Genomic DNA, 17,311 nt, shown 5'->3' with positions numbered 1-17,311 from the left:
GCAATCCCCAGCGGCTCTCGCATGGCGACGCCTCGACCGTCGTCACGGAAAGGGCCCGGTCGAGGCGTCGCCATCAGCTTGTTGACGCCATACCCACGTCGCCCGCGGAAACAAACCTGCCGGAGTGCAACCGATGACAGACCAAGCGCGTCATAGTCGAACCGCCGTGGTGATTCCCGCGGCCGGCCGGGGCGTACGCCTCGGTCCGGGCGCCCCCAAGGCGCTGCGCGCGCTGAACGGCACCCCCATGCTGATCCACGCCGTCCGGGCGATGGCCGCCTCCCGCGCCGTCTCCCTCGTCGTCGTGGTCGCCCCCGCCGACGGCGTAGCGGAGGTCAAGGCGATGCTCGACGCCCACGCCCTGCCTGGGGGTCCCCCCAGCGGTAGCTGGGGGAGCACCGACTACGTGGTCGTGCCCGGCGGCGACACCCGCCAGGAGTCCGTCCACCTCGGCCTGAAGGCCGTGCCCGACGACATCACCACCGTCCTCGTCCACGACGCGGCCCGCCCGCTCGTACCCGTGGACACCGTCGACGCCGTGATCGAGGCGGTACGGGACGGGGCCGTCGCCGTCGTCCCCGCGCTGCCCGTCGCCGACACCGTCAAGGAGGTCGAGCCGGCCGAGCCGGGCGCCCCCGAGCAGGTCGTCGCCACCCCGGTGCGGGCCCGGCTCCGCGCCGTACAGACCCCGCAGGGCTTCGACCGCGAGACGCTGGTCAACGCCCACGCCACGATCGCCCTCACCGGCGAGGGCGCCACCGACGACGCCGGCATGGTCGAGAAGCTCGGCGCGCCCGTCGTCGTCGTGCCCGGCCACGAAGAGGCCTTCAAGGTGACCCGCCCCCTCGACCTCGTCCTCGCCGAGGCCGTACTCGCCCGCAGGAGGGCCAACGATGGCTTCTGACCAGCCCCTGATGCCGCGCACGGGCATCGGCACCGACGTCCACGCCTTCGAGAAGGGGCGTGAGCTGTGGTGCGCCGGCCTTCTCTGGGAGGGCGAGGAGTACGGGCTGGCCGGGCACTCCGACGGTGACGTCGCCGCCCACGCCGCCTGCGACGCGCTCTTCTCCGCCGCCGGCATCGGCGACCTCGGCGCCCACTTCGGCACCTCCCGCCCCGAGTGGTCCGGCGCCTCAGGCGTCACCCTGCTCGCCGAGGCGGCCCGGATCGTCCGCGCCGAGGGCTACGAGATCGGCAACATCGCCGTCCAGGTCGTCGGCGTCCGCCCCAAGGTCGGCAAGCGCCGCGACGAGGCCCAGAAGGCGCTGAGCGAGGCGGCCGGCGCGCCGGTCTCCGTCTCCGGCACCACCACCGACGGCCTCGGCCTCACCGGCCGCGCCGAGGGCCTGGCCGCGCTCGCGACCGCGCTGGTCTATCCCGTACAGCGCTAGAAGCACGGGACGACGGGAAAAAAGCGCCCCGTGATCCCGAAGGGGTCGCGGGGCACTGCCCCCCGCCCACTACCCTGGTGTGGTGACCATTCGCCTGTACGACACCAGCGCCCGGCAGATTCGTGACTTCACCCCGATCAAGCCGGGCTGCGTCTCGATCTACCTGTGTGGCGCGACCGTGCAGGCCGCCCCGCACATCGGGCACATCCGCTCGGGTCTGAACTTCGACATCATGCGCCGCTGGTTCGACTACCGCGGCTACGACGTCACGTTCATCCGGAACGTCACCGACATCGACGACAAGATCATCAAGAAGGGCACCGAGCAGGGCCGCCCCTGGTGGTCGATCGGCTACGAGAACGAGCGCGCGTTCAACGACGGTTACCACGCGCTCGGCTGCCTGCCGCCCACGTACGAGCCCCGCGCCACCGGCCATGTCACCGAGATGGTCGAGATGATGCGCGGCCTCATCGAGCGCGGCCACGCCTACGAGGCCGACGGCAGCGTCTACTTCGACGTGCGGTCCTTCCCCGGCTACCTGGAGCTGTCCAACCAGGACATCGACGACCTGCGCCAGCCCTCCGAGGAGGGCATCACCGGCAAGCGCGACCCGCGCGACTTCGCCATGTGGAAGGCGACCAAGCCGGGCGAGCCCGACTGGGAGACGCCGTGGGGCCGCGGCCGTCCGGGCTGGCACCTGGAGTGCTCGGCGATGGCCCACAAGTACCTGGGCTCCGCCTTCGACATCCACGGCGGCGGCCTCGACCTGATCTTCCCGCACCACGAGAACGAGATCGCGCAGGCCAAGGCCTTCGGCGACGACTTCGCCCAGTACTGGGTGCACAACGCCTGGGTCACCATGAGCGGCGAGAAGATGTCGAAGTCGCTGGGCAACAGCGTCCTCGTCTCCGAGATGGTGAAGAACTGGCGCCCGATCGTCCTGCGCTACTACCTGGGCACCCCGCACTACCGCTCGATGATCGAGTACAGCGAGGAGTCCCTGCGCGAGGCCGAGGCCGCCTTCGGCCGCATCGAGGGCTTCGTGCAGCGCGCCACCGAGAAGGCCGGGGCGCCCGTCGCCCCCGCCGCCGAGGTGCCGCCGGCCTTCGCCGAGGCCATGGACGACGACCTGGGCGTGCCGCACGCGCTGGCGATCATCCACACCACGGTCCGCCAGGGCAACAGCGCGCTGGCCGCCGACGACAAGGACGAGGCGATCGCCCGCCTCGCCGAGGTCCGCGCCATGCTCGGCGTCCTCGGTCTGGACCCGCTCGACCCGCACTGGGCCGAGGAGACCGACCGGGGCGAGGAGCTGCACGGCGTCGTCGACACCCTGGTCCGGCTCGTGCTCGACCAGCGCCAGTCGGCGCGCGAGCGCAAGGACTGGGCGACCGCCGACGCCATCCGAGACCAGCTGAACCAGTCCGGCCTCGCCATCGAGGACAGCCCCGACGGCCCCCGCTGGTCGATCGCCAACCGCTAGGAAACCGGCCGCAGCGCCGGCGAGTGTGCCGTCCGGGGCTCCGGGCGGCACACTTCACTTACAGACTTTCGTACGAACGCAGGCAGAGGAAACAGATAGCCATGGCCGGGAACAGCCAGCGCAGGGGACGTCGCACGTCCAACAAGAAGGGCGCGACGGTCGGCAGCGGTGGCCAGCGGCGCAAGGGCCTCGAGGGCAAGGGTCCGACGCCCAAGGCCGAGAACCGCAAGGGCCACAAGGCGTACCGCGTCTCCAACGCGATGGCCCGGAACGCGGCCAAGCGCAAGCCCGTCGCCCGCCGCGGCGGCAAGGGCCAGTCGGAGATGGTCGTCGGCCGCAACCCGGTCTTCGAGGCGCTGCGCGACGGCGTGCCCGCCACCACGCTCTACGTCCAGCAGTTCATCGACAACGACGAGCGTGTGCGCGAGGCCCTGAACCTCGCCACCGGCCGCGGCAACATCAACATCATGGAGGCGCCGCGCCCCGAGCTGGACCGGATGACGAACGGCCTCAACCACCAGGGCCTCGTCCTCCAGGTCCCGCCGTACGAGTACGCGCACCCCGAGGACCTCGCCGAGGCGGCCTACGACGACCACGAGGACCCGCTGATCGTCGCCCTCGACGGCGTCACCGATCCGCGCAACCTCGGCGCCGTCGTCCGTTCCGTCTCCGCGTTCGGCGGCCACGGCGTGGTCGTGCCCGAGCGGCGCGCGGCCGGCATGACCGCGGGCGCCTGGAAGACCTCGGCCGGCACCGCCGCCCGTACGCCGGTGGCCCGCGCCACCAACCTGACCCGCTGCCTGGAGCAGTACCAGAAGGCCGGTCTCACGGTCGTCGGTCTCTCGGCGGACGGCGACACCGAGGTGCACGAGCTGGAGGCGCTCTCCGGCCCGGTCGTCATCGTGGTCGGCTCCGAGGGCAAGGGCCTGTCCCGCCTGGTCGGCGAGACCTGCGACTTCCTGGTCCGCATCCCGATGCCGGGTGGCGCCGAGTCGCTGAACGCCGGTGTCGCGGCGGGCGTGGTGCTGTACGAGGCGGCCCGCCGCCGCATGCGCTGAGCCCCTGCAGGCGAAAAGGCTGACCCGAAAGGGTTAACCGCCCCGGCCGTGATCTTGACGGGCCTCGGACATTTCGAGGCCGTCAAGGCAGTGTCCTAACCGCGCGTCACTCGGTTAGATGAGTGTGGACACCAGAACGCCCCGGCCGGGGTTCGACGATCAGCCCGCGCTGAGCATGGTCAAGGTGGATTCCGATCCCGCCCAGGTGATCGTGAACCACGCCAGCTTCCGTGTGCGGCTCGCGCCGGCCCACCAGCCGAAGTTCGCCGCGAACCCCCGTATCGCCGCGCTCGCCGGAGCCGCCGGGCTCGCCGCGGGCGCCGGCGCGGCCGCGGGCCGGCGCCGGCCCGTCGTATGGACCGGCAAGTCGGCCTCCGGCACGACCGGTCTGCTCCAGGCCGTGCGCACGGTCTCCGGTGGCGCGGTCTCCACTCTGGAGCCGACCACCCAGACCATCCCGCGCGTCACCGACACCATGCCCACCCCCGTGGTGCCGCCCCGCACCGCGCAGCCCGGCGCCCCGCTGCTGCCGCCGATGCGGCGCGCCGAGGGTGCGTACGACGATCTCTACGAGCTCGAGCCCGACGCCGCCCCGTACGGGTACGGCGCCCCGGCCGCCGATCCGAACGATCCGAACGCCGCGGACCGGGCGGCCCAGCGGCACGGTTCGACGTGGACATCAGCCGCTGCCGCGGCGGGGGTCCGGCACGCCTACTACCCGGGCCGCCGGATGAACCTCGGGGTGGTGCTCCTGCCCCTGCGGGTCTTCCTCGGCTTCATCTCCATCTACGCCGGCATGGGCAAGCTCTGCGACCCCGTCTACTTCGACGGCGGCGAGCGCGGCTCCATGGTCAAGTGGCTGCACGCGCTGCACCCGTGGCCGCTCGCCGAGCCGCTGCGCGACTTCGCCCTCCAGCACCCGGTCGGCGCCGGACTGACCGTCGCCTTCCTCCAGGTCGTCGTCGGCGTCCTCACCGTCCTCGGCCTGTGGCAGCGGGTCGCGGCGGTCGTCGGCGCGCTGCTCTCGGCCGCCCTCATCCTCACCGTCAGCTGGAAGACCGTCCCGGTCTACGACTCGGCGGACATCATCTACCTGGCCGCCTGGTCGCCGCTGATCATCGCGGGCGCCCCGGTCTACTCGATCGACGGCCGCCTGGCCGGCGAGGCCTGGCGCACCCTCGGGCCGCGCTCCGAGCTGTGGGAGCTGCGCCGCCGGGTGCTGCGCCGCGGCACGGTCATCGCGGCCGTCGTCGTCGGTCTCACGCTGCTCGTCGGCTCGATGCTCGGCGGGGCCGTGCGGTCCACGACGATGGTCACCGTGCCGGGACCGGACGAGGACCCGGTCAACCACCTGCCGGGCCAGCCGCTCCCCAAGGAGCCCGGTGCGACCGGCGCCTCCCGCAAGGCGCCCACGAGCCCGAAGCCGTCGGCGACGACCGGTGCGAGCGGCGAGAAGGAGAAGACCGCGGAGGCGAAGCCGACGGAGTCGGCCCGGGAGACGCACCGCGCCGAGAGCCGTACCCCGTCCGCGACGACGAGCAGCGGCGGCAGCCGCACGCCGACCCAGTCGCGTACGACAGCGCCGTCCTCGTCCACGACGGACTCCTCGTCCGGCGGCACGAGCGGGACGCCGAGCAGCGGCGGCAGCAGCGGCGGTTCGACGGACGGCGGCTCGACGTCGGGCGGGGCGCGGAACCCGATCGGCGGCCTGCTGGGCTAGCCCGCGAGGGACACGGCGAAGGGCCCCGGGTGTCGACGGACACCCGGGGCCCTTCGCCGTGACAGCGGTGGCCTACGCCTGCGCGGCGAGCTCCTTCGCCGCCTCCGTCAGGTCCTTCGCCGTGTCGATGGCCCGCCAGTACGCTCCCTGGGGCAGCGGGAAGCCCGCCAGGCGCCGCTCACGGGCCAGGCGGGGGAAGGTGGTGCGCTCGTGGTCGCCGCGTTCCGGCAGGAGGTCGACGAAGGCCGGGGAGAAGACGTACACGCCGGCGTTGATGAGGTACGGGGACGGCGGCGACTCGATGAAGTCGGTGATGTGGCCGAAGGCGTCGGTCTCGACGGCGCCCCACGGGATGCGGGGGCGGGCCAGGGCGAGGGTCGCGGTGGCGTCGCGCTCGGTGTGGAACTCGGCCATCTCGCGCAGCGAGAAGCGGGTCCAGATGTCGCCGTTGGTGGCGTACCAGGGCCGGGAGGGGTCCGGCAGGTGCGCGGCCGCGTACTTGAGGCCGCCGCCGCGGCCGAGCGGCTCGGACTCGACGACCGTCGTGACCTTCAGCGGCAGTTGCGCGGTCTCCAGCCACTCCTGGAGCACCTCGGCGAGATGGCCGCAGGAGACGACGGCGTCCGTGACTCCCTCAGCGGCGAGCCAGGACAGCTGATGGCCGATGATCGGGGTCCCGGTGCCCGGGATCTCGACCATCGGCTTGGGGCGGTCGTCGGTGTACGGGCGCAGCCGCGAGCCCTGGCCGCCCGCCAGGACCACGGCCTGCGTCGGGGAGGTATGCATACCGGGAACGATAGGCGCAGCCGCCCCGGCCGGTGCGGATCAGCTCGCGCTCAGCTCGCGTGCAGGACGCCGTACGCGAAGGCGGTGTCGCAGACCGGGCGGGAGTAGGACTGGGCGCGCGTCGGGCCGAAGCGCTCGACGGCGGCGGCGCCGAGGGCGCGGGCGATCGAGACGCAGTGCTTGGCGAGCGACGGCCGGTTCTCCACCTCGCGCTGGAGGTGGGTGAGGGCGACGGCCGGGTCCTTCTCCTGCAGCTCGGCGAGGAGCTTCTCGCGGAGAACGTCCTGCGGGGCGCGGGACTTGGCCTGGGTGGAGACGTCCGTGGACGACGCGGTCAGCATCTGGGTCCCGGAGCCCTGGCCGGCCCACGGAACGGCGGACACCGCGAGCGTTCCGGAGAGCACCAGGACGACGGGCAGGACGAGGGCGAGGGAGCGGCCGATTCGGCGGGCAGTGTGCGTCACGCAGGCGAGCGTAGCGGTCGGTAGTGAAATGGCGACATTTAGTCACTCTCACGAGGGACGGTACTCGGAGCCTTTTCGAATCCCGTGTTGACGCGGAGGCGTGGCCGGGGGTCCGAATGCCCAGTTCTGCCGGGGTTTTCGCCGAGTCGGCGTTTCATGCCCGACGAATCCGCCCTGTACGCCAACGGCCCCACCCCCGCAAGCGGGGGCGGGGCCGTCGGGAGCCACCGGTGCGGGTCAGTCGGAGAGGCGCTCGCCGGTCGAGGTCGAGAAGACGTGCAGCTCGGCCGAGCGCGGCACGACGTGCAGCGTGGAGCCCTTGGCCGGGACCTCGCGGCCGCCGACGCGGACCACGATCTCCTTGTCCTCGCCGTCGACGCGGGTGGTGCCGTAGACGAAGCCGTCGGAGCCGAGCTCCTCGACGACGTTCACGGTCACGGCGAGGCCGTCCTTGCCGGTGGCGCCCTGGACGTCGAAGTGCTCGGGACGGACGCCGACGGTGACCGTGCGGTCGCCCTTGGCGGCCGCGGCGGCGATCGCCTCGCGGGAGACCGGGACGACGCTCGCGCCGAACTTCACGCCGCCGTCGGTGATCGGGACCTCGATCAGGTTCATGGCCGGGGAGCCGATGAAGCCGGCGACGAAGAGGTTGGCGGGCTTGTCGTACATGTTGCGCGGGGTGTCGACCTGCTGGAGCAGCCCGTCCTTGAGGACGGCGACCCGGTCGCCCATGGTGAGGGCCTCGGTCTGGTCGTGCGTCACGTACACCGTGGTGATGCCGAGACGGCGCTGGAGCGAGGCGATCTGCGTACGGGTCGAGACCCGGAGCTTGGCGTCGAGGTTCGACAGCGGCTCGTCCATGAGGAAGACCTGCGGCTCGCGCACGATGGCGCGGCCCATGGCGACACGCTGGCGCTGACCGCCGGAGAGCGCCTTCGGCTTGCGGTCGAGGTACTCGGTGAGGTCGAGGATCTTCGCCGCCTCCTCGACCTTGGTGCGGATCTCGCTCTTGTTGACGCCGGCGATCTTCAGGGCGAAGCCCATGTTGTCGGCGACGGTCATGTGCGGGTAGAGCGCGTAGTTCTGGAACACCATGGCGATGTCCCGGTCCTTCGGCGGCAGGTGCGTGACGTCGCGGTCGCCGATGCGGATGGCGCCGGAGGTGACGTCCTCCAGGCCGGCCAGCATGCGCAGCGAGGTCGACTTGCCACAGCCGGAGGGGCCGACGAGGACGAGGAACTCGCCGTCGGCGATCTCGATCTCCAGCTCGTTGACGGAGGGCTTTTCGGCGCCGGGGTAGACCAGGGTCGCCTTGTCGTAGGTGACGGAAGCCATGGTGATGTGTCCCTTCACCGGCAGGAACGTGCCGGACGATCCGAGTAAAGGAAGGATGTGGTGTAGTCCACCTGGGTGAACCGCAGGTGACGCTACCCGGCCGGACCGGATCTGTCAGCAGTCGGCGGGCCGTGAAGGTCATGAGATTTCCGACCGTGGGCGCGCGGGGGTTCGTTACACTGCTTCCGCTGCCGCCTTAGCTCAGTTGGCTAGAGCGCTTGACTTGTAATCTTGAGGTCGTCGGTTCGATTCCGACAGGCGGCTCTTCGCGATCACGCGACCAGGTGTCCCGGACCCTCCAGGGTCCGGGACACTTGTGCGTCGAGGGGCAGGTGCGAGGGGTTTTCCGGGGAGGGGTGCGGCGGATGAGCCGGCGTTCCAATGGCTTGATCGGGACCTGGGCCGAGGCGCAGCGGCTGGCGCAGCGCGAACGCGAGGGGCGGCAGCAGGCGGTGCTGCGGCAGCAGCGCGAGGCCGAGCGGGCGCAGCGCGGGCAGGAGCGCGACGTGGCGCGGATGCACCGGGAGCAGCGGGCCGAGTACCGGCGGCACCGGGACGCGGACGCGCTGCGGCGGACCCGGGAGCTGGACGAGCGGGTGGCGGTCCTGGAGGGCCTGCTGGTCGCGGGCTGCCGGAGCAGGCCCGTGTCGGTGGAGGCGCTGCGGCAGCCGGAGGAGGTGGCGCCCTTCGCGCCGGGCCCGCTCGCGGAGCCGGTGCCGATGCCGGACCAGCGCTTCTACCAGGACCGGGCCGCCTTCGAGCGGGACTGGTACGCGGCGCAGGCGGCGGAGGCCCGGCGGGTCGAGCAGCTGGCGGCGTACCGGCGGCAGTACGACGAGTGGGCGGCGACGCGGCTCGCGGAGATCCGGGCGCACAACAGCGGGATCGCGGGCACCGAGACGGCGTTGCGGGCCGGCGAGCCGGACACGGTGGTCGAGTACTTCTCGGCGGTCCTGTACGCGTCGACGGCCTGGCCCGAGGGATTCCCGCGCCAGGTCTCGGCCGCGTACGACCAGGGGTCCCGCGGCCTCGCCCTGGAGTGGGACCTGCCGGGGTACGAGGTGGTGCCGGCCGCCAAGGGGGTCAAGTACCTGCCGAGCACGGACCAGGAGAAGGAGGTCCCGCGCCCGGTGTCGCAGCGGCGGGCGCTGTACCGGGAGGTGCTGGCGCAGAGCGTGCTGCTCGCGCTGCGGGAGCTGTTCGCCGCCGACCGCTTCGGGGTCCTCGACCGGGTGACGCTCAACGGCTTCGTCGACGGCGTCGATCCGGCGACCGGGGTGGCGGGCCGGGTCTGCGTGGCGTCCGTGACGGCCGCCCGGCAGCCCTTCGAGCAGCTGAACCTGGAGCTGGTCAGCCCGCTGGAGTGCCTGACCGGGGCGCTGTCGGGGCGGCTGTCGGCGAAGCCGGACGAGCGGGCGCCCGTACAGCCCTTCCTCCTGCCGGAGCAGGTGGGCTCGGGCGTCGTCTCGCAGGGTGACGGCGCGGAGCCGGACCTGCTCGCGATGGACCCGATCGCCTTCGAGGGCCTGGTGGCCGAGCTGTTCCGGGCGCGCGGCCTGCAGGCGGTGACGACGCGGCGCTCCAACGACGGCGGGGTGGACGTGGAGGCGCTCGACCCGGACCCGATCAGCGGCGGTTCGATCCTCGTGCAGGTGAAGCGCTACCGGAACACGGTGCCGCCGAGCGCGGTGCGGGACCTGTTCGGGACGGTGCAGGGGGCCGGGGCGAACAAGGGCGTGCTCGTCACCACCTCGGGCTTCGGCCCCGGCTCGTACGCCTTCGCCAACGGCAAGCCGCTGACGTTGATCTCGGGTCGTGAGCTGGTCGAGCTGCTGCACCAGCACGGGCTGCGGGGCCGCCTCGGAACGGGGGAGCCGACGCCGACCCTGGTCGAGCCGGTACGGGCGCCGGCCGAGGCGGACGAGGACTTCAACGTGCTCGGCATGGTGTGGACGGGATCCGTCGCGCTCGACGTGTGCGCGCTGGTCTGCGCGGGGAGCCGGGTGCTCGGCGACGAGTGGTTCGTGTTCTTCAACAACCCGGCGACGCCGGACGGTTCGGTGGCGATGGTGACGGCCCCGGCCGGGGACAAGGCGGCGGTACGGGTCGGCTTCGACGCCCTGCCGGCGCACGCGGACCGGCTGGTCCTCGTGGCGGCGATCGACCCGGAGGTGAACCCGGACGCCGATCTGGCGGGCTTCGCCGACGCGGGGATCGTGCTGCGCGACGACGCGGGCGCGGAGCTGGACCGCCTGGAGGTGTCGGACGGGCGGCCGGGTGAGACGGCGCTGGTGCTCGGCTCGTTCCGGCGGCGGGCGAGCGGCGACTGGGACTTCGTCCTCGGCGGGAAGGGGTACCGGGGCGGGCTCGCGGAGCTGGTGGGGGACTTCGGGATCGAGGTGGAGTAGCCGGGGGTGGTGCACCCCCGGCTACGGCATCGGCGGCCGGGGGTGGTGGTGTATCCCCGGCCAGCGGCATCGGTGGCCGGGGGTGGTGGTGTATCCCCGGCTGCGGCATCGGTGGCCGCTGAGGCGGGGGCGTCTCCCGGGTCTCGGCGCCTGCTGAGGCCGGGGGCGCCCCCGCCGGGGCTCAGCGGCCGCTGAGGCGGTTGGCGATGACCGCGATCCGGTCCGTGGCCGCCGTGCGGGCGGCGGTCTCGCGCCGGTCGGCGGCGCGGAAGGCCGCGTACATGGTCTGCACGCCGAGCCAGCGCAACGGCTCCGGCTCCCACTTGCGGACCCGGTGGTTCACCCACGGCAGTTCGGTGAGCTCGGTGGACCCGCCCTGGCCGGAGTCCTGCTGGATGAGGTCGCGCAGGGTGCGGGCGGCCAGGTTGGTCGTGGCGACGCCGGAGCCCACGTAACCGCCCGCCCAGCCGAGTCCCGTGGAGCGGTCGAGGGTGACGGTGGCGCACCAGTCGCGGGGCACGCCGAGGACGCCGGACCAGGCGTGGGCGATCCCGACGCCGGCGAGCTGCGGGAAGAAGCGGATCAGGATCTCGCGGAGCGCGGTGACGGTCTGCGGCTGCGTCCGGCCGTCGTTGTCGGTCTTCGAGCCGAAGCGGTACGGGACGCCCCGGCCGCCGAGTGCGATCCGGCCGTCGGCGGTGCGCTGGGCGTACATGTAGGCGTGCGCCATGTCGCCGAGGGTCTCCAGGCCGTTCCAGCCGATGGACTCCCACTGGGCGTCGGTGAGCGGCTCGGTGGCGATCATCGAGGAGTTCATGGGCAGCCAGGTGCGGCGCTGCCCGGCGAGCGAGGCCGTGAAGCCCTCGGTGCAGCGGATCACGTACGGCGCGCGGACCGTGCCGTACGGGGTGACGGCGTGCTTCGGGCGGATCTCGGTGACCGGCGTCGACTCGTGGATCGTCACGCCGAGCGCCTCGACGGCCGCGGCGAGGCCCTTGACCAGCTTCACCGGGTGGAGGCGGGCGCCGTGCGGGGTCCAAGACGAGCCGACGGCCCCGGTGATCCGGATCCGCTCGGCGGTCTCCCGCGCGCCGTACAGCTCGCGCTCCTTCTCGCCGAAGGCCACCTCGGCGGCGTGGAACTCCTTGAGCCGGGCCAGCTGCGCGGGCGAGTGCGCGACTTCGAGGACGCCGCCGCGGTGCAGGTCGGCGTCGATGCCCTCGGCGGCGCAGACGTCGACGACCTCGGTGACGGTGTCGTTCATGGCCTGCTGGAGGCGTACGGCGGCCTCGTGGCCGTGCAGTCGCGCGTAGCTGTCGCGGCCGGCGATGCCGTTGTAGAGCCAGCCGCCGTTGCGCCCGGAGGCGCCGTAACCGCAGAACGCGGCTTCGAGCACGGTGATGTTGAGGAAGGGGACGGCCTTCTTGAGGTAGTAGGCGGTCCACAGCCCGGTGTAGCCGCCGCCGACGATGCAGACGTCGGCGGTGCCGTCACCGGGCAGCGGCTCACGCGGAGCGGGGGCGCCCTCCTGCGCGTACCAGAACGATATGCCGCCGTTGACCGTCGTCGTGCTGCTCATGGTGCCCTCTCCCTGATGTGTTGGCGGGAGGGTAGCCGGGGGCCCGGGGGCGGGGATACGGGGCGTGGGGCGGTGTGCGGGGCCTCGCGGGCGGGCGGGTGCGGATTTCGTCGCGGTGGGAAGCCGTCGCGGGCGGGCCGGAGGGGCACTGCGCGGGCGGACGGAAAGACACGGGGTGACGGTTTCCGTCGATCTGGGGTCGCCGGTCCGACGGCGGTCGCGGCCAGGTGTCCGTCGCCCGGACCCCGCTGGCCCGCACGCCCCCACCCGGTGCACCCTGTCCCCATGATCCGTACCGCCACGCCTGCCGACGTCCCCGTCATCCACCAGCTGATCCGCGACCTCGCGGAGTACGAGAAGGCCCTCGACGAGGTCCGCGCCACCCCCGAGCAGCTCCACGACGCCCTCTTCGGCGACCGCCCCGCCGCCTACGCCCACATCGCCGAGACCGAGGACGGCGAGGTGGCCGGCTTCGCGCTCTGGTTCCTCAACTTCTCCACTTGGCGCGGCGTCCACGGCATCTACCTGGAGGACCTGTACGTCCGCCCGGACCTGCGCGGCGGCGGCCACGGCAAGGCCCTGCTCACGGAGCTCGCCCGCATCTGCGTCGAGCGCGGCTACGAGCGCCTTGAGTGGTCCGTCCTCAACTGGAACCAGCCCTCCATCGACTTCTACGAGTCCCTGGGCGCGCGCCCGCAGGACGAGTGGACGGTGTACCGCCTGACGGACGGGGCGCTCAAGGAGCTGGGCGGGGGCGTGGAGGCGTAGGCCGGCGGACTCAAGCGACTCGGTCGAAGGGCGTAGCGCGGCACCTTCGGGCGTATCCGGGAGCGGGGCTTCGGCGCGCCACGCCAGGCGTGGACCGTCAGCGGTGCACGCCGCGAACCTGAAGAATCCTCCGACGGCTTTCGCGTCCTCTGCAGAATTCGTCACTGTGACATGAATTGGGCAGAACTCGGCTCTGCGTAAGTCGACTCTGCGATGCTGGAGGTCGATCGAGAGGGGCCGCAGCGATGCAGTGGAAGATCCACGGGGAACGTCCGATCTACGAGAACAGCTGGGTGAACCTGTGGCTCACCGACGTCGAGACGCCGGACGGGAACCGGTGGGAGCACCATGTCGTCAAGCTCCGACACCTGGCCGTGGCCGCCGTCGTCAACGAGCGGCGCGAGGTACTGATGATGTGGCGGCATCGCTTCATCACGAACGCGTGGGCGTGGGAGTTGCCCATGGGTCTGATCGAGGAGGGCGAATCGCCTGCCGAGGCGGCGGCCCGTGAGGTGTTGGAGGAGACCGGCTGGCGGCCTGGCCCCACCAAGCCGCTGATCTACGCAGAGCCGGCGAACGGCATCACCGACTCCCAGCACTACGTCTTCCGCGCCGACGGGGCGACGTACGAGGGCCCGCCGACCGAGAAGAACGAGTCGGACCGGATCGAGTGGATCCCGCTGGCCGATGTGCGGGGCATGATCGACCGGCGCGAGATCGTCAGCAGCGGCTCCCTGGTCGGGCTGCTCTACGTCCTCATGGACGAGGTGATCCGCTGACCTGGCGAGGCAGTACTTCCCGCAACCGGGACTCGAATGCCACCGCGGCCGGTTCGCGACGGAAGGGTTCCAGCTGTTCGTAGAACTCCCGCAGGTGGCCGGCGACTCGTTGTGAGCTGACGGCCGCTGCCGGGGCCAGAGCATCCATGGCCGTGTGGCACGCCTCGTCGAGTTTGCCGCGCTGAAGCTGGGTGCGGGCGAGCCAGAAGGCGTGGAAGGCCCGGCCTCGGTGGTTCGACTGGTGTTCTCGGCGAAGAGCGTCCGCGATGAGGGGTTCGGCGAGGGAGGCTTCGCCCAGGCGGCCGTGCGCGATGCCGGTGTCCACGATCAGTTTTGGTTCGTCGAAATAGGCGACCCAGGCCGGATCCGGATCACTGGTGCTGATCCGGCCGAACTGAGTGTGGGCTTCCGAGATCGCGGTGTGGGTCGCGGCGTGGTTGCCGAGGGTGGCGTGGGCGAAGGCTTCGCGCATCGCGAGCATGGACAGCACGCGCGGTGTTGTCCCTGCAGCGGCTCGGGCCTGGTCCTGGGCGGCCGTGACGAATGCGAGGGCGTCGCCGGGCTTGTCCTGGTACGTGGCCTGGAGGCTCATGCAGGCAAGCACGTTGGCCATGAACTGGCGGTCGTCGATGGCCTTGGCCAGGCCGAGGGATTCGGTGAAGTAGGCGCGCGCCTGGTTGTACTGGCGGGCGTCGAAGTAGGTCCATCCGGTGAGTCGGGCCAGTTCGGCCGCGATGCTGTGCAGGCCGTCGCGAAGAGGGGCTGGCCGCTGTTCCTTGAGGAGGTCGACGACGTAGCGGAGCTGGCCGACGACCGCCGGCCGTAAGGTCTCGCCGCCGTGTTCATCGTCCCGGCGCCAGTAGTCCGCGATCGACGATTGCAATGCGTCCAGCGTCGACGGGCTGAGATCGCGCTCGGCCGCCAGGGCGAGGATGCTGTCGACGTCCGCCCCCGGTAGTCCGACGGCCAGCGGCTCGATGGCTGAGGGGGCCGGGACCTCGGTCGGCTCGCGGGGCGCGACCGTCAGGCTGGGCGGCGTCTCCCAGGAACGGCGGGCAAGGCCGAGCATGTGCCCGGGGATGCGCAGTCCGTCCGAGATCCGTTCGATCACGTCCATGTGCAGCAACTGCCGCCGTCCGGCGATCACCTCGCCCACCCGACTCGGGGTCAGGTCACAGCGGCGCGCGACCATCGACGGATAGATGCCTGCGCGTGCCTTGACCAGCTGAAAGATGCGGCCGAAGTCTCTGGCCTGGCATGCCTCGATCATCACTGGGTCCGTGAGCAGGCCGACCGGGAGTTCCTTCGAGCGAGATGGCTCGGGCATCGGGCACGCTCCGGCATGAGGACTACGGATCGCTGCACTTGGTCAACCGAGGGTGATGTTACCCAAGTTGGGTAATCAGCTTGGCCTTTCTGGCTGGGCCCGCGGATCGCGATGCTCCTGGCCATGGCGAACGGACAGGACGACGTACGGATGACGCTGCGGGTCTCCCGCGACTCCGGCCAGACATGGGGGCCTCTCACGGAGGTATGCGTGGGCGAGGACCCGGTGGTCCCGGAAAACCCGGGCCGCTACCCGCCCTGCGTCTGCTCCCGGTGCTCGCAGCAGGCCCGGAATGCCAGTGAGTCCTTCCGGATGGTGTCGTGATGCGTTGCGCGCACTGGCGCCGGGTGCCCCTCGATCTGGCACGGGAAGCACGAGACAAGTCGGCCGCGAAACTCATCGACAGGCCGGTGCAGTGTCAGCTGTCCGCGCACGACGAGGGTGAGCACTTCGGTCTTCTCGCCGACGCCGGCGCGTACGACCGCGCTGTGGCTCCGCTGGCACGGGATGGGCGAGGCGGAACTCTCGTTCTGCCGGACTGCCCGGTTGTCGCGCCGAGGCCTGACGGGGAGACCTGCTGCCTGTTCGCGCACCACGCCAAACAACACACCTGGGAAGACACCTTGGAGGAGGTCTCGTGCACCGGTTGATCGCCAGCCCGCACAAGCCCCGGCGCCCTCACTCGCCTTGCAACGAACAGTGCGGGGACTGCGGTGGCAGCGGCGCCAACTCCTCCGGCAAGACCTGTGGCACCTGCAACGGGCTGGGCGAGATCCACTGCTGCCTCGGCCGCAAGGAGTCCCACTCGCTGTCTCGCTCCGTGACCCGGAAGGAGGGCCACTGATGGCCCACGCTCTGATCGCCTCCCCGTTCCTCGACGGACACCTTCTCCTCAAGCCGGGAGTACGGGCCGGCGCCCGAATCTCCGCCGACCACTACGACGGCCTGCGCCAGGCCGTCACCGACGGTCAGCCGCTGCCCGACTGGGCGGTGCAGACCGCCGCCGACGTGTGGGGTCTCGGCCTGGGCGGCCAGCCCGCGCAGGGCACCGTGCTGGTGCGTGAGCTGTCCCCGTACGGCTACTGCCGGGCGTCCTGGGAGATCAACCTCGGCTGCAACTTCGGCTGCAAGCACTGCTACCTAGGCGAGCGCCCGTTCTCCGGCCTCGCCTGGAAGGACAAGGTGCGGCTGCTGGACATCATGCGCGAGGCCGGTGTCCTCTGGCTCCAGATCACCGGTGGCGAGCCCACCATGGACCCGGACTTCCAGGACGCGTACCGGTACGCCTGGCAGGCCGGGATGATGCTCACCATCTCCACCAACGGCTCGCTGCTCTGGCGGCCTGACCTCCTCAAGCTCTTCCGGGACTGCCCGCCTTACCGCCTGGTGGTCAGCATGTACGGGGCGAGCGAGGAGTCCTTCGACACGCTCACCCAGCGCCGCGGGGCGTGGAAGGCGTTCCGGCGCGGCATGGACGCCGCCCGTGAGGCGGGGCTTCCGCTGCGGATCAACGTCGTGGTGACCGAGGACAACGCCTCCGAGGCCGACGAGATGGCCGCCCTCGCCGACGAGTGGAACGTCGAGAACCACGCGTACACGAACATGACGCCCACGATCTACGGCGGTGGAGAGCCGCTGCTCGCCCAGTCCGCCGCCCACCTGCGGCAGCGCAAACCGTTCGCCGGCTGCAACGCGGGACACACCTTCTTCCACGCCGACCCGCACGCCAAGGTGTCGATCTGCAAGGTCGGCCGCGACGACCAGATCGACCTCATGACCGAGGGCATCGACGGCCTCACCCGGCTCGGCGCCATCGCCGACCGCCTCATGCTTCGCACCGGTGGGTGCGAAGGCTGCGCCCTGTCCGGCACCTGCCGGGTCTGCCGCCCCCTGGCCAAGCACTACCAGGAGGCCAAGGCGCCGCTGCACAGCTACTGCCAGCACGGAGACAAGGAGAACGCCTCATGACCCCGCCCGTACCGGTGACCATCCTCCCCGGCCCGCCGACCTCGGCCCGCCGCGCGGCCCCGCCCATCGCGACCGCGTCGATCACCGCCGTCCAGGACCTCGACGTGATCGTGGAGAGCGCGGAGTGCTCCTGCGACGCTGGGGACGACAACCCCCACTGACCGACACGATCCGGTCAACTCCGTTCAGGCCCCGGCGTACTCGCGTCGGGGCCTGAGCCCTGCCCGGCTCACCGTTAGGGTGCC

General features: G+C 71.6%; 15 protein-coding genes and 1 tRNA gene. 11 read left to right on the top strand and 5 right to left on the bottom strand.

Annotation, left to right across the window (positions count from 1 at the left end):
• Nucleotides 1-133 precede the first annotated feature (133 nt).
• The 5 genes from ispD to ACIRSU_RS32425 all read left to right on the top strand — a co-directional run bounded on the left by ispD (nt 134) and on the right by ACIRSU_RS32425 (nt 5,652).
• Nucleotides 134-904 carry a 2-C-methyl-D-erythritol 4-phosphate cytidylyltransferase gene (ispD, locus tag ACIRSU_RS32445; RefSeq protein ID WP_403799858.1) on the top strand — a complete coding sequence of 257 codons (771 nt, stop codon included), beginning with the start codon at nt 134-136 and terminating at the stop codon, nt 902-904.
• Complete coding sequence (gene ispF, locus ACIRSU_RS32440; protein ID WP_403799855.1) at nt 894-1,391, top strand: 2-C-methyl-D-erythritol 2,4-cyclodiphosphate synthase; 498 nt, start codon at nt 894-896, stop codon at nt 1,389-1,391. Before ispD ends, ispF begins: the two co-directional genes overlap by 11 nt.
• A gap of 82 nt (nt 1,392-1,473) precedes the next feature.
• Nucleotides 1,474-2,874, top strand: coding sequence for a cysteine--tRNA ligase (cysS, locus tag ACIRSU_RS32435; protein ID WP_403799853.1), 1,401 nt, complete (start codon nt 1,474-1,476; stop codon nt 2,872-2,874).
• A 101-nt stretch (nt 2,875-2,975) separates the two neighbouring features.
• The gene (rlmB, locus tag ACIRSU_RS32430) at nt 2,976-3,932 is read left to right on the top strand and encodes a 23S rRNA (guanosine(2251)-2'-O)-methyltransferase RlmB (RefSeq protein WP_403799851.1); all 957 of its coding nucleotides are present in this window, start codon (nt 2,976-2,978) and stop codon (nt 3,930-3,932) included.
• 118 nt (nt 3,933-4,050) lie between these two features.
• Nucleotides 4,051-5,652: a DoxX family membrane protein gene (locus tag ACIRSU_RS32425; protein ID WP_403799848.1), complete on the top strand. Its 1,602-nt coding sequence runs from the start codon at nt 4,051-4,053 to the stop codon at nt 5,650-5,652.
• Between the two features lie 72 nt (nt 5,653-5,724).
• Here ACIRSU_RS32425 and ACIRSU_RS32420 read toward each other — a convergent pair whose 3' ends face one another.
• The 3 genes from ACIRSU_RS32420 to ACIRSU_RS32410 all read right to left on the bottom strand — a co-directional run bounded on the left by ACIRSU_RS32420 (nt 5,725) and on the right by ACIRSU_RS32410 (nt 8,237).
• Complete coding sequence (locus tag ACIRSU_RS32420) at nt 5,725-6,438, bottom strand: NDP-sugar synthase (protein ID WP_403799845.1); 714 nt, start codon at nt 6,436-6,438, stop codon at nt 5,725-5,727.
• A gap of 50 nt (nt 6,439-6,488) precedes the next feature.
• Entirely contained in the window at nt 6,489-6,902 is a 414-nt protein-coding gene (locus tag ACIRSU_RS32415) for a hypothetical protein (protein ID WP_403799843.1), read from the bottom strand.
• Nucleotides 6,903-7,139: 237 nt separating this feature from the next.
• On the bottom strand, nt 7,140-8,237 hold the full coding sequence (locus tag ACIRSU_RS32410; protein WP_403799841.1) for an ABC transporter ATP-binding protein: 1,098 nt from the start codon (nt 8,235-8,237) through the stop codon (nt 7,140-7,142).
• Nucleotides 8,238-8,427: 190 nt separating this feature from the next.
• Between ACIRSU_RS32410 and ACIRSU_RS32405 the strand changes: the two genes are divergently transcribed.
• Nucleotides 8,428-8,501: transfer RNA gene (locus tag ACIRSU_RS32405), tRNA-Thr, on the top strand.
• A gap of 101 nt (nt 8,502-8,602) precedes the next feature.
• Complete coding sequence (locus ACIRSU_RS32400) at nt 8,603-10,645, top strand: restriction endonuclease (RefSeq protein ID WP_403799839.1); 2,043 nt, start codon at nt 8,603-8,605, stop codon at nt 10,643-10,645.
• Between the two features lie 181 nt (nt 10,646-10,826).
• Here ACIRSU_RS32400 and ACIRSU_RS32395 read toward each other — a convergent pair whose 3' ends face one another.
• Nucleotides 10,827-12,224, bottom strand: a complete 1,398-nt coding sequence (locus ACIRSU_RS32395) for an NAD(P)/FAD-dependent oxidoreductase (RefSeq protein WP_403799837.1) — start codon at nt 12,222-12,224, stop codon at nt 10,827-10,829.
• Between the two features lie 285 nt (nt 12,225-12,509).
• On the opposite strand from ACIRSU_RS32395, the gene ACIRSU_RS32390 reads away from it, so the two are divergent.
• Together ACIRSU_RS32390 and ACIRSU_RS32385 are read left to right on the top strand one after the other, a co-directional pair.
• Nucleotides 12,510-12,992: a GNAT family N-acetyltransferase gene (locus ACIRSU_RS32390; protein WP_403799835.1), complete on the top strand. Its 483-nt coding sequence runs from the start codon at nt 12,510-12,512 to the stop codon at nt 12,990-12,992.
• Nucleotides 12,993-13,237: 245 nt separating this feature from the next.
• A complete protein-coding gene (locus tag ACIRSU_RS32385) occupies nt 13,238-13,771 on the top strand; it encodes an NUDIX hydrolase (RefSeq protein ID WP_403799833.1) in 534 nt (177 codons plus the stop codon).
• On the opposite strand, the gene ACIRSU_RS32380 is transcribed toward ACIRSU_RS32385, so the two are convergent.
• Entirely contained in the window at nt 13,749-15,098 is a 1,350-nt protein-coding gene (locus ACIRSU_RS32380; RefSeq protein ID WP_403799831.1) for a hypothetical protein, read from the bottom strand. The two genes, ACIRSU_RS32385 and ACIRSU_RS32380, sit on opposite strands and share 23 nt — an antisense overlap.
• 843 nt (nt 15,099-15,941) lie before the next feature.
• On the opposite strand from ACIRSU_RS32380, the gene ACIRSU_RS32375 reads away from it, so the two are divergent.
• Nucleotides 15,942-17,066, top strand: a complete 1,125-nt coding sequence (locus ACIRSU_RS32375; RefSeq protein ID WP_403799828.1) for a radical SAM protein — start codon at nt 15,942-15,944, stop codon at nt 17,064-17,066.
• Complete coding sequence (locus tag ACIRSU_RS32370; protein ID WP_367481006.1) at nt 17,063-17,227, top strand: hypothetical protein; 165 nt, start codon at nt 17,063-17,065, stop codon at nt 17,225-17,227. Before ACIRSU_RS32375 ends, ACIRSU_RS32370 begins: the two co-directional genes overlap by 4 nt.
• Nucleotides 17,228-17,311: the final 84 nt, after the last annotated feature.

It is taken from the genome of Streptomyces sp. NPDC101160 (assembly GCF_044768205.1).
In the GTDB taxonomy this organism is placed as follows: Bacteria; Actinomycetota; Actinomycetes; order Streptomycetales; family Streptomycetaceae; genus Streptomyces.
This window is presented reverse-complemented; position numbering and strand designations above follow the sequence as displayed.

Coding starts and splice junctions, on each gene's coding strand:
- ispD (WP_403799858.1), top strand. CDS start 134: ATGACAGACCAAGCGCGTCATAGTCGAACCGCCGTGGTGATTCCCGCG.
- ispF (WP_403799855.1), top strand. CDS start 894: ATGGCTTCTGACCAGCCCCTGATGCCGCGCACGGGCATCGGCACCGAC.
- rlmB (WP_403799851.1), top strand. CDS start 2,976: ATGGCCGGGAACAGCCAGCGCAGGGGACGTCGCACGTCCAACAAGAAG.
- ACIRSU_RS32425 (WP_403799848.1), top strand. CDS start 4,051: ATGAGTGTGGACACCAGAACGCCCCGGCCGGGGTTCGACGATCAGCCC.
- ACIRSU_RS32420 (WP_403799845.1), bottom strand. CDS start 6,438: ATGCATACCTCCCCGACGCAGGCCGTGGTCCTGGCGGGCGGCCAGGGC.
- ACIRSU_RS32410 (WP_403799841.1), bottom strand. CDS start 8,237: ATGGCTTCCGTCACCTACGACAAGGCGACCCTGGTCTACCCCGGCGCC.
- ACIRSU_RS32400 (WP_403799839.1), top strand. CDS start 8,603: ATGAGCCGGCGTTCCAATGGCTTGATCGGGACCTGGGCCGAGGCGCAG.
- ACIRSU_RS32395 (WP_403799837.1), bottom strand. CDS start 12,224: ATGAGCAGCACGACGACGGTCAACGGCGGCATATCGTTCTGGTACGCG.
- ACIRSU_RS32390 (WP_403799835.1), top strand. CDS start 12,510: ATGATCCGTACCGCCACGCCTGCCGACGTCCCCGTCATCCACCAGCTG.
- ACIRSU_RS32385 (WP_403799833.1), top strand. CDS start 13,238: ATGCAGTGGAAGATCCACGGGGAACGTCCGATCTACGAGAACAGCTGG.
- ACIRSU_RS32380 (WP_403799831.1), bottom strand. CDS start 15,098: ATGCCCGAGCCATCTCGCTCGAAGGAACTCCCGGTCGGCCTGCTCACG.
- ACIRSU_RS32375 (WP_403799828.1), top strand. CDS start 15,942: ATGGCCCACGCTCTGATCGCCTCCCCGTTCCTCGACGGACACCTTCTC.
- ACIRSU_RS32370 (WP_367481006.1), top strand. CDS start 17,063: ATGACCCCGCCCGTACCGGTGACCATCCTCCCCGGCCCGCCGACCTCG.